This is a genomic window from Deltaproteobacteria bacterium, from assembly GCA_020845775.1.
GTDB lineage: Bacteria > Bdellovibrionota_C > UBA2361 > SZUA-149 > JADLFC01 > JADLFC01.
Window position 1 is genome coordinate 33,260 of the sequence record JADLFC010000167.1, and the last position, 10,556, is coordinate 43,815.

Here is a 10,556-nt window from a genome sequence, read left to right on the forward strand (position 1 = left end):
CTCGCTACTATTACCAGTTCTTATTCAACGAGCCCTGATATAGCTTACTCCCATCTCCTAAAATCGTTTTATAGTATAGAGAAAAATTACTATCTTCCTCAATCGGTAGTTTCGATCGTTCAAAATGCAGAACGAGCTGGAGTTCCCCCATGCGGTGGGCAGGATGTACATAAGGTAGAATTGCCCCATCTTGTCCAAATAAAACAGCTTGGTGCGGGGCAATGCGCGCACCCTCAGAAACAGTTTCGTCAGTTGGAAACACGCTAGTGCTCTCCGCACTTAACGGCTGCGCCGAATTAACCGCTACCATAAATCTTTCTGGAGCAAGCCAACGAAAGTTTTGTTCTTCGTCTCGTAGGTGTAATGTTAGCACAAATTCACTCTCTTTAATCTCGGCCGACGCGACATCAACTTTTGCCGATGCCGGAACCTGACTCAACTTAACTGACTGTTGCACCATGCTCCAAGCAGAAATGACCGTCAACAAAAGCAAAATAACGCTTGGAATCCATCTACCCTGCACGCGACAAAACCTGCTCGCCAGTCCATTCTTTAACAAGATCTCCCGACCCCTAGGTTCAACAATACCTATTTCTCTCAGCGCCTCAGTTGGCAATATGTTTAAAAATGTGCCCGCCCAAATGGCCGTGATAAAAACGCCTACTAGGGAAAGAAGACCCTCTCGAATCACAACGGCAAACATTTGACCGCTAGATGCAGTAGCTACGCCAATTAACGCGATGGGCACAACTAGACCCGCAAGTAAAATTAAGGAAAGCTGAACTGTCGTAGATAAATGCTTAGTAACAAGGCGAGACGAGCGAACTAAGCCGAGATCCCAGGGAAACAAGTTACAAAAATACTTCTTAGCCTTATTCCTCGAAAGCAGGACTTGTCCCTCTTCCTCAAGTTCCTCTGTTTCGCTCTCTTTTCCTTTATGACAGTACGCCTCTCCAACGCAAAATGCTGGCGCCCACATAAAGAAACAGAAAAACAAAAAGCCAGGCACTACCAATGGATAAAGACCAACTACTACGATAGAAACGACTACGCTATAGCTTATAAAGGCCTTAGGCATGTAAAAAAAAGACCTCTTTATAACTTCCCATAGAGGCTTGGTTTCATTCCTTAATTCGTCTACAGCCAGCATTAAAACGGCAGAAAAAACCCACACAGAGGAAATAGCCGGAATAACAACCCCAAGAAGCCAGGCAGGTCGAGCCAAATTACTAGAATTGGCGACATAACTTGCTAAAATTTCTAACAACAGTGGAACAATTGCCAACCTAATAAGCGACCACTTGTGGCTAAACGCAAAAGCCAGTCCGCAATCAATCGGCAAAGCCCCTACCATCGGTCGAAACCCGCTCCGTTCAACCGCATGCGATATTACATTATCCAATACCCGTACCTCCCTTTAAATTACTGCGAGTCGCTATAACCCCTAAATATCACGAATAAATCCCAGCGCAAAAGATACACAACCCGGCACCGCGCTCCGCACACAAACGTCTAGAGTTCACAAAAAACTCGCGAGCATTTAAGGCAACTGTCTTCCTAACTTTTACTAAGCATATCCGTAAAGAAGTTCACAACTTATGACGATACCAAATAAAGCACCGAACGACTTAATCCAAACTGCAAGAACCACCGGTTTTTATGGCCATGGAAATAGAAAGAGCTACCTTAAGCGAGGCCAGAAATGGCTCTGGACTACTTTTTAACGCCGAAGCAGCAGCCCTCATTGGCCAATACGAGGACGAGCTATCTGCATATCGCGCACGAAAAAATTGGGTAGAAATACTTCACAGTTACTTTTTATTAGAAACTGGCCGCGATTACAAAATGTCAATAGACTCGGCTGCATTAGAAACTCACCATCTGCTGATCTGCAACTTCTCTTCCGCCTGCGGTAGATACGCCCTTTGGCGACTCATGCACGACCAAGCTCCGGAAGCAGAACAGCAACTAGTAAACGCTAGCGCAAGGCGAAAAAAAACGCAGCCTAGCACCAACTCAAAGCTACACAGCGTAACGAAAAAAGCAGCTCCAACTCCAGTTGTTATAAGCGGCACTCAGCTAAACTCGCTTTCTAACGCAAAACTAAAGAACAAAAACTCGTCCATACTCCTAAAATTTTTTAGGAAATTGACCACTTAACTCCAGAAAAGTCTACGCCCCACCTAAGGAGAGTCATCCTCAACCTGCCCTTTAAATAGCTCTGCGCCCAATTGTTCGCTACTAGAAATGCCATCTAGCCGCCCAACAAATATCCCGGAACTGTCAAATAATAAAGCCGTTGGCAACTCGCGAATTCCAAGCAAATCGCGCACCCAAGTAGGACATAACAAGACTGTTAAATTAACTCCCAAACTAGCTACTTTCGCCGCCACCTTCTTGCCGTCACTTTCAAATAGATGAACACTAACAAAAGCTACGTCATGACTGATAAACTTATCCCGCCAGGCATCAAACTCTCGAAGATGCTCCATGCAACTGCTGCAATATATTGACCAAAAATACAAGACTACCTTCTTATTCCTTATCTCAGTCGCGTTAAAAGCTTTATTGTCGAGGTAAGTAAATTGAAGCGCCGAAATATCATAAGCCTCCCCCATCCGCGGAGGCGATACTTTATACTCAACAATCAAATCATCGGCAAACGCTGACAGAGGCAAAAAAAAGCTGGCTAAAATAAAAATAAAAACATTCCTACATGCCAGAACGACGCATAGCATCAACATTTTTGGGGAATGACTGACTCTATCCACCAACCTCAACCAAGCCCTTCATCGGGCTTAGAAGCGTTTTCCCATCCGCACTTTCCCCACTCTTCTCCACTACGGCATCGCGCGGAAATATCACCACGTACTCGTATTTTCCCTTTTCGAGAAAACACAAGCTAGCAGCACTGCCGCTATTAAGCTCCTTAGACTCGTAAATGCCCTTTCGCCCAATAATAAAGCCTAGAGGGGCCTTGCACGTAGTAGAAACTGCCCGCGATACAAACTTCACCTTTAAAGGGCTCGACGTGTCGTTTACCCATATTACCGTAGTTCCAGGATTCACCAGAACTGCGGTCGGCGCAATTTCTATAGATCGTATTCTTACGTTGACATTTTGGCCAATTTCACCTCCATCGCCTTCTATGCTCGCAACCTCTCCCTCAGCAACCTTTGCTCCTTGAGACAAGCCAATATCCACCTTTTGCGCGGCTGGCTCTATCGCCTCAGCCAAGGGGATAGCTATAAAACCAAGGCCTACTAAGACGAGTAAAAAGCCACAATTCATAAAATACTCATGTAAATAACTAACTCTCATAATATCCACCATGTTGTGACCCCCTAGGCCTGACAATTTTGGCACACTATGCTACAAGAACAATCGAAAGGGCCATTTGAATAAAAAATTACGCCTAAACAATAATTCTTAGCACGTGGACACATTCATAGGGAAAGCCTATTTTTCGGCGCACAAGATTTGTCGACAATATTAGTGCATAAAAGGTTTTTTAGATGCAAGAGAATACAGAAGTAAGTCGGGCCATAGAAGCACTAAAAGCGGGAAAGCTTATAGTCGCAATCGACGACGCCAGTAAGCATATTAGCGGATATTTAGTGCTAGCTGCTGAGAAAGTTCTCAGCAGGGACATATGCTTCATGGTCAATTTTGGTCGCGGAGTTATATCTGCTGCTATAACTGAGGAGCGATTAGCTGATTTAGGACTTCACATGATGACTCCCGCAAAGGCAAACTCGGCTCCAGACTTTTTTGTAAGCGTCGATGCTCGCAATAACGTCACAACTGGAATTAGCGCTTCCGATCGAGCAGCGACTTTACAAGCCCTAGCCACCACCGCTCACCCCAAGCTAGACTTAGTCATGCCTGGTCACATCTTTCCACTACGCGCAAACAATGGTGGAGTTTTAGTAAACAGTGGAATTGCAGAGGCGAGCACAGATCTCCTAAAACTTGCTAATTTGGTTCCGGTTGCAGCTATTTGCCACTGCTTAAATAAGGATGGCGATTTTGCAAGCTACGAGGAACTACTTGAACTAGCTGATGTTAACGACCTCAGAACCGTTGGAATATCGGATATAATTAAACACAAACTCGCTACGGAAAACATTATCGAGAAAATAGCCGACACTCGTATACCGTTAAAACAACACGGCACTTTTCGCGCAGTCGTCTTTCGCTCCAAGAGCGATGACAGTGAGCATCTTGCACTCATAAAAGGAGACATCGGCGAACTTGCTTCGGACGGAACGAGCCGAGCTGTGTTAGTCAGAGTTCAAGCTGAGCATAGGATTGGGGATCTTTTGGGAATTGACAATGCCAACACTAGAGATTCAATTCACAGCGCGCTTAGCACTATTAGCGAGGCCGGATGCGGCGTATTGGTTTACATTCGGCATCCCAAGAAGGGAGTTTTGCAGGCACAGGTGGAGGCACTTGCAAGAAAAAGCGCTTTTACGCCGACTAAGAGCCGCGAACTAAGAGAAACCGGGATAGGCTTTCAAATTCTCTCGGCACTTGGAATCCGTCGCATTAAACTGCTTACCAATAGCAGTCAGGAGTTAGCGGGGATTAAGGCATTTTCCGTGGAGATCGTCGATAGGCTACCGCTAAAACCGCAAGAGTCTATTTCACAGGAGAAGGTTTGCTAGAATGGACGATGCCGCATGGCCAGATAATGTTCACGCTGCTGGCAAAGGCAACTCTTCGTCGACGGTTAGTTTTGCCGACGTTGCGCATCAAACCTTAATTTTCGATTCTGCCGACATTGTAGGAAATCTCGTTTTAAGATTAGTTGAAACGCGTTGGATGCAGCGTCTTCGCCACATACGGCAGACCGGTAACACGAATTTAGTGTACATGTATTCCGAACATTCGCGTTTCGGACACAGTTTAGGCGTTGCCTATCTCTCTATGTTGCTGATGGATCGCTTGCTAAAAATCAGTCCCGAAATGGTTATGCCATATAGAGACGCCGTTGCATGTGCGGCCATACTCCACGATGTTGGACACGTAGCTCCAGGTTCTCACGTTGCAGCAAAATTGTGGGGCCGCGATACCGCTGACGATCACGAAGGCATTAGCGTTAGAGTTATTAAGGAGGATGCCGAAATTAGCAGGATATTAAAATCTGCGCGCAAGGAATTGCCAGATTTGGTCTCGCGAATATTGCTTGACGACAGCTCTCTACCGCCCTGGACTAAATCAATAATATCAGGGGCTGGCTGGAATGCCGATAGAGGAAATTGGACCATCGTCGACAGCGCAATGTGTAGCGTTAGCTATGGACGCTACAACGTGCTGGCATTAATTGACGCTTTTAGCTTGTCTCCAGATGGACATTTGGTCATTCAAGAAAATAGGCTAGACGCTCTCACTCACTTCTTCGTCGCTAGGGAATCAATGTACCGTCAGGTATATCAACACAGAGTCCTTCAATCGGCGGATGCTTTAATGTTTAGCCTGATTAGGAGACTTCGCGATCTCGTAGTCGTCTCTACTAAACCATACTCAGGTAATCCTTCGCCGAGAAATGCTTTAGAAGACTTAGGCATTTTTTGCGATGACGTCATGTTTAGTGCCATAACTACTAACAATTACGCCCATCAGCTTCCGCTTGAAACCATATTTAAAATGACTGAAGGTTGGTGGAGCTATCACACTGAAAGCTGGTGCGAATGCAAAGACCACATACTAAGAGACCTCGCTATTCGCTTGCGCGATAGACAGCTTTTTAAAACCATTAGACTAGATTTGGATAAGTCTGCGCCATGCGCGCCTGGCGAGTGCAGCGAGCATCCATTGCTAGTCCGAGCCCGAGAAATAGCTAGTAATCTTGGACTTGACCCAACGTATTACGTCCTTAGCATCCAGAGAGCCGACTCACATAAGGAGCCGAGCGAGCAAGCGCCACTAGTCATTCTCGACAACAACTCAATAGTTTCAGCCGCTCAAGTCGAGCCACTCATTAACCACTTGTGCACCAAGAGGGAAAACCCAAAAAGGTGGATGGCGGTACCAAAAATAGTTAAAGAAAAACTGGGACGAATCCGATAATTTCTACATGCTCACGCAGTAGAAATCGCAATTGAATTATTCAGCGACAGGTCGACTCATTCTTAGACAGCCTGTCTAACCCCTCTTACCTCCACGTTGTTTGAGTAGTAAGCCCACATATCAGAGAAAAACACCGCACATTTTGGCGACATTCTTAGTTCACATAAATTTTATAACTCCCCATATTAAAAGCAAGTTGTGTTTGGCCGCATATTTGCTGTAGGGTGTATTTGTTTCCCCACAAAGGCTATAGCCGTTACGTAAGAGGGAATGAGCACGCATTTGCTGCTCATTGCTGTGCAAAGCAATTGAACTAGCTATTTTTTAAGGAGAACCTCTGTGAAACATCTAGTGATCAAAAGACTATTTGATTCTCTAAATGACCTTGAGCAAGCGATTGAGTCTGCGCGAGTTTCTCTGCGGGCTAAGCACGAACCGCCTGTTGAACTCCTTAGCAGAATTGACTCATATGAGGAAATTTTAAGAAAGCAGCGCACGTTGGGGAATGATCTTTGTAAGCATTTTACCTTGGAAAACTGGCAGGAAGTAAGTAGGCATGTTCAGCTAATTAATGGGCTTTCAGGCATGATTCGCGATGATGCTCGCGAGATACTATTTAACTTGCGGTCTCCCTCTGGCGAAAGGGAAAAGGAGCTCATGTTGTCGTAATATAAAGTGGTAGTAATCGCTTTCCTAACTCGACTAATTGCAAAAAAAATCTCATTGCGGAGCAAAGATGAGTCGGGTCTCGCCCTGCTCATGACAGTATTTGTTCTTGCCCTTGCGAGCATATTGGTAATGGATTTTTCTTATCGAATGCGTTTCGATACTCGTACCTCACGCGCATATTGTGAATCAATTCAAGCGGAATACATCCTTAAATCCACCTTGAACTTTGCTCGCTTGCTGCTCGAATTACCGAAACTAGATGGCATTAACGAGGATTGGTTGGGCGAACCGTGGGCATTGATAGGCTCCGCACCGACGTTACCTATCTCGGATTTTCAAGGAAATACGAGATTAATCATAGTCGACGAAGAGGGAAAAATTGACATCAATTCCATAGCCGACCCACCCACGCCAAATCCCAATCCACATGGCGGAAGTCTCGTAGAGGCAACAAACCCGCAGGCACAAGAAAAGGCGAACCCTCTGCAGGAGTCGAGTTTGTTTTGGAAAAACTCAGTTCGAGAAATATTTATTGCCGCTGGATTTCTTAGCGAAAGTTACGACCCCGAACAGTACCGAACTCCTGGGAATCTAGCTTATGAGGCTGGTCAACAGGTAGCGATAATTCACGACTGGATTGACCCAGACGATACCTCTTACAGCAACATTTCCTTTGATGGCGAGGGCATAGAATCGAGCTCCAATAGCGATATGTTTTTTGACCGGCCACTAAAAAGTCTAACAGAATTGCAACTCGTTCCAGGCATGACGGCAGAGCGAGTGCGAAGGATAGCTCCTTTTATACGCGTCTCCGATCAGCCAAGTGCTATTATTCGGCGAATTAATGTAAATACTGCACCTTATGAGGTGTTGATAGCCGTAGGCTTTTCAGAATCCCAAGCTGCTGAACTCGCTCAACAGCGCCTAAATCTGCCAATAACAAAAGACATCCTCTACCCACTGGTTCTTGGGGATCCACTCCTTGCCAAGCACACTAAAGTTACTAGCTCCGAATTCAGCGTAATTAGTCGCGTCGCAATGCCAAATGTGACTAAATGGCTTCATGCTATTGTAAGCGTTCACGGAACTCAGCAAAGAGGGACTCGGGTAAAATCTGTTAAGTACTATTGAGTTTAGAAAACGGGTTTTTGAGATTCGGCTCTCTCGAACAGATCTTCTTTGCTACTGCGAAATTTCTGGGCCAGATAGTCCGGCAGTTCATAAATCCACGGCGCATACGCCTCATTTAAAACTTTAGCCTCCTCGACATTTGACATTTTTAGTTCACGTTCAATCTTCTTACTATTGGAATCATCCCCGCTACCGATGGACGATGCCTCTTCTTGCTTCGCTTGCTCCTCCCTTTCTACCAAGCGAGACGCGCGTTCCATGTCGAACTTGACTTCAATCGCGGCATAGTATTTTTCACTCTCCTTAGATTCATGAGTAGAAACTGCATAGGAAAGGCCATTTAAAAGCCTGTAGGTAGTTTTCATATCAAACTCCACTGGCAGGGCACCATTGCCAACGGCATTTGTTCGTCTTGCCACATCGTTAAGCCTGAGATTTTCTAAACCTGAAACTACCTGTGAAATAGTAAGTGGTCGAACTCTAGCTCCCTCGACCACTGTTCCGCCTGGGACAAAGGATGTGTCGCTTGCGCCTTGAAACGCGGCATTTCGGATCAACTCAAATTCTACTAAAACTTCTCCATCGCTTTTAAGTCTCGCCTGCTCAACCGATTCAATCCTAGACGTAAGCACGTTAGCTAGACTCAAATCCAGCCAAAACAAGTTAGAAGAATTTATCGAAATTGCCTCATCTAAGAGATACACTGCATTCTCCCCAACTCGCCGAAGATACTGCCCATCAAATATTTTAGGTTTTTGGGGCGAAGAATTTGCGCGCTCGCGAAGAGATCCCACATGCAAACCGCCTAGCACACTATTCTCGACATCAAAAAATAACACCTTTCCAATACCACTCCCGTCCAACCTCTCGCCTACCCCTAGCTTCTCGTAATCCTTAGTCGAATTACTAACTACCTTTGAAACGCTTAGACTTAATAGATTCAAGACAAAGGCCTGGACTTTTGTGTTATCCGCGCGATAATTGGAGCGCGCCGGCAAAACCCATTGATTGTCGACTAGCAGCAATTCGGACTTACCACTGCCATCGGCTATTATAACCCTGGCAATTTTTTCTGAAGGCACATCGCCAAATAGCATTCTATTCGACCCTTCCGAGGTAAGCGAAACATCGCGTTCTTCGGACGACCTCCAGAACAAGGATCCGATGAGGAGCATTACAATTATTCCAAGCAATTTGAGGTTTCTTCTACTCATTTACCTAGTCAACTTCATGGGAAAAAGAATTTCTGCAAACTTCTATATATATAGAGCGCAGACGATCGACAATTATCAAAAATATTTGTAGAATACCCCTCGGCTACATTAATATACCAAACCACTCATATATTAGCTTTCATAGAGGACTAAGGGAGATGACGAGCACAGAAGGATTAAAACTTAAAGTCGGGCTAGCGGATATGCTTAAGGGCGGCGTCATAATGGATGTCGTTAATCCCGAACAGGCGAAAATTGCCGAAGATGCTGGGGCAGTTGCGGTTATGGCGTTGGAGCGCGTTCCAGCCGATATTCGCAAGGATGGTGGAGTAGCTCGCATGGCATCAATAGATGTAATTGAAAAAATCATGTCTGCCGTTAGCATCCCTGTTATGGCTAAGGTAAGAATTGGTCACTTTGCCGAAGCGCAAATTCTTTGCGAACTTGGAGTTGATTTTATAGACGAGAGCGAAGTTCTAACACCGGCGGATGAAAAATATCACATTGATAAGTTTAAGTTTAACATTCCCTTTGTCTGTGGTGCCAGGGATTTGGGGGAGGCACTGCGACGCATAAGCGAAGGTGCTGCAATGATTCGAACGAAGGGAGAAGCTGGAACGGGAAATATAGTAGAAGCAGTTACTCACATGCGATGCATTACATCACAGATGCGCCATTTGACTACGCTCTCCTCAGAGGAGATAGTTACAACTGCAAAGGAGCTTGGAGCCTGTGTCGAGCTAGTGCGCCTCGTCGCCGCTAAGGGCAAGTTGCCAGTTCCGAATTTTGCAGCAGGCGGAGTGGCAACCCCTGCCGATGCGGCTCTAATGGTGCAACTCGGTGCGGAAAGCGTTTTCGTGGGTTCTGGCATATTTAAATCAGAGGACGCTGCCAAAAGGGCCCAAGCTATAGTGAGGGCTGTAACGCACTTCGACGATCCTAAAATGCTGCTCGAGGTGTCGCGAGGGCTTAAAGCAGCGATGCCTGGAATTAATATAGAAAGTTTAACCGCCGAAGAACGTTTGGCTCGAAGGGGCTGGTAGATCAGTAGCTATGAACTAGCGATAGCTAATTGCGTAGAATGCATAGGTCATCGGAAATAAAAATAGGCGTTTTAGCGCTTCAGGGCGATTTTCAAGCGCATCGCGACAAATTGAGTAGTCTTGGAGTTTCGTCTATTGAAGTTAGAAAAGCTGAACAACTTTCTAATATTTCTGGCTTAATTTTACCCGGTGGCGAGTCGCCCGCGATGTTAAAGCTGATGGATGCCAAGTTTCGTCGCAGCATTAGAGATATTGCAAGCGACGGCCTAGCAGTACTAGCCACTTGTGCAGGAATTATCTTGCTAGCAAAGAACGTATTTTCTCCTCGGCAAGAATCTCTAAATGTGCTCGACATCGACGTTACTAGAAACGCCTATGGCAGACAAAAAGATTCCTTTATAGAGGAGCGTTTAGAGTGGACTAG

Annotated in this window: 11 protein-coding genes; 7 read left to right on the forward strand and 4 right to left on the reverse strand. The window is 45.6% G+C overall.

Features of this window, described 5'->3' with window-relative positions:
- Positions 1 to 10: 10 nt before the first annotated feature.
- On the reverse strand, positions 11 to 1,402 hold the full coding sequence (locus IT291_10690) for a hypothetical protein (GenBank protein MCC6221694.1): 1,392 nt from the start codon (positions 1,400 to 1,402) through the stop codon (positions 11 to 13).
- 257 nt (positions 1,403 to 1,659) lie between these two features.
- Between IT291_10690 and IT291_10695 the strand changes: the two genes are divergently transcribed.
- Entirely contained in the window at positions 1,660 to 2,160 is a 501-nt protein-coding gene (locus IT291_10695) for a hypothetical protein (protein MCC6221695.1), read from the forward strand.
- A gap of 23 nt (positions 2,161 to 2,183) precedes the next feature.
- Here IT291_10695 and IT291_10700 read toward each other — a convergent pair whose 3' ends face one another.
- Together IT291_10700 and IT291_10705 are read right to left on the reverse strand one after the other, a co-directional pair.
- Positions 2,184 to 2,771, reverse strand: coding sequence for a TlpA family protein disulfide reductase (locus IT291_10700; GenBank protein ID MCC6221696.1), 588 nt, complete (start codon positions 2,769 to 2,771; stop codon positions 2,184 to 2,186).
- Complete coding sequence (locus tag IT291_10705; protein MCC6221697.1) at positions 2,764 to 3,333, reverse strand: hypothetical protein; 570 nt, start codon at positions 3,331 to 3,333, stop codon at positions 2,764 to 2,766. Before IT291_10705 ends, IT291_10700 begins: the two co-directional genes overlap by 8 nt.
- A gap of 182 nt (positions 3,334 to 3,515) precedes the next feature.
- Here IT291_10705 and IT291_10710 point away from each other — a divergent pair, with 182 nt between their 5' ends.
- The 4 genes from IT291_10710 (at position 3,516) to IT291_10725 (ending at position 7,875) form a co-directional block, all read left to right on the forward strand.
- The gene (locus IT291_10710; protein MCC6221698.1) at positions 3,516 to 4,670 is read left to right on the forward strand and encodes a 3,4-dihydroxy-2-butanone-4-phosphate synthase; all 1,155 of its coding nucleotides are present in this window, start codon (positions 3,516 to 3,518) and stop codon (positions 4,668 to 4,670) included.
- A gap of 1 nt (position 4,671) precedes the next feature.
- A complete protein-coding gene (locus IT291_10715; GenBank protein ID MCC6221699.1) occupies positions 4,672 to 6,075 on the forward strand; it encodes an HD domain-containing protein in 1,404 nt (467 codons plus the stop codon).
- Between the two features lie 339 nt (positions 6,076 to 6,414).
- Positions 6,415 to 6,744 carry a hypothetical protein gene (locus tag IT291_10720; protein ID MCC6221700.1) on the forward strand — a complete coding sequence of 110 codons (330 nt, stop codon included), beginning with the start codon at positions 6,415 to 6,417 and terminating at the stop codon, positions 6,742 to 6,744.
- 90 nt (positions 6,745 to 6,834) lie between these two features.
- Positions 6,835 to 7,875 (forward strand): general secretion pathway protein GspK, encoded by a 1,041-nt coding sequence (locus tag IT291_10725; protein MCC6221701.1) that lies wholly within the window; start codon positions 6,835 to 6,837, stop codon positions 7,873 to 7,875.
- Positions 7,876 to 7,877: 2 nt separating this feature from the next.
- Here IT291_10725 and IT291_10730 read toward each other — a convergent pair whose 3' ends face one another.
- Entirely contained in the window at positions 7,878 to 9,089 is a 1,212-nt protein-coding gene (locus IT291_10730) for a DUF4340 domain-containing protein (GenBank protein ID MCC6221702.1), read from the reverse strand.
- Positions 9,090 to 9,247: 158 nt separating this feature from the next.
- On the opposite strand from IT291_10730, the gene pdxS reads away from it, so the two are divergent.
- Both pdxS and pdxT read left to right on the forward strand, forming a co-directional pair.
- Positions 9,248 to 10,132, forward strand: coding sequence for a pyridoxal 5'-phosphate synthase lyase subunit PdxS (pdxS, locus tag IT291_10735; protein ID MCC6221703.1), 885 nt, complete (start codon positions 9,248 to 9,250; stop codon positions 10,130 to 10,132).
- A gap of 38 nt (positions 10,133 to 10,170) precedes the next feature.
- Positions 10,171 to 10,556 (forward strand): pyridoxal 5'-phosphate synthase glutaminase subunit PdxT (pdxT, locus tag IT291_10740; GenBank protein ID MCC6221704.1); only part of this gene is annotated, 386 nt, incomplete at its 3' end.

Bases quoted from the DNA above. Each gene is read 5' to 3' on its own strand.
- IT291_10710 (MCC6221698.1), top strand. From the start codon at position 3,516: ATGCAAGAGAATACAGAAGTAAGTCGGGCCATAGAAGCACTAAAAGCG.
- IT291_10730 (MCC6221702.1), bottom strand. From the start codon at position 9,089: ATGAGTAGAAGAAACCTCAAATTGCTTGGAATAATTGTAATGCTCCTC.
- pdxS (MCC6221703.1), top strand. From the start codon at position 9,248: ATGACGAGCACAGAAGGATTAAAACTTAAAGTCGGGCTAGCGGATATG.
- IT291_10725 (MCC6221701.1), top strand. From the start codon at position 6,835: ATGACAGTATTTGTTCTTGCCCTTGCGAGCATATTGGTAATGGATTTT.
- IT291_10705 (MCC6221697.1), bottom strand. From the start codon at position 3,333: ATGGTGGATATTATGAGAGTTAGTTATTTACATGAGTATTTTATGAAT.
- IT291_10695 (MCC6221695.1), top strand. From the start codon at position 1,660: ATGGCCATGGAAATAGAAAGAGCTACCTTAAGCGAGGCCAGAAATGGC.
- IT291_10715 (MCC6221699.1), top strand. From the start codon at position 4,672: ATGGACGATGCCGCATGGCCAGATAATGTTCACGCTGCTGGCAAAGGC.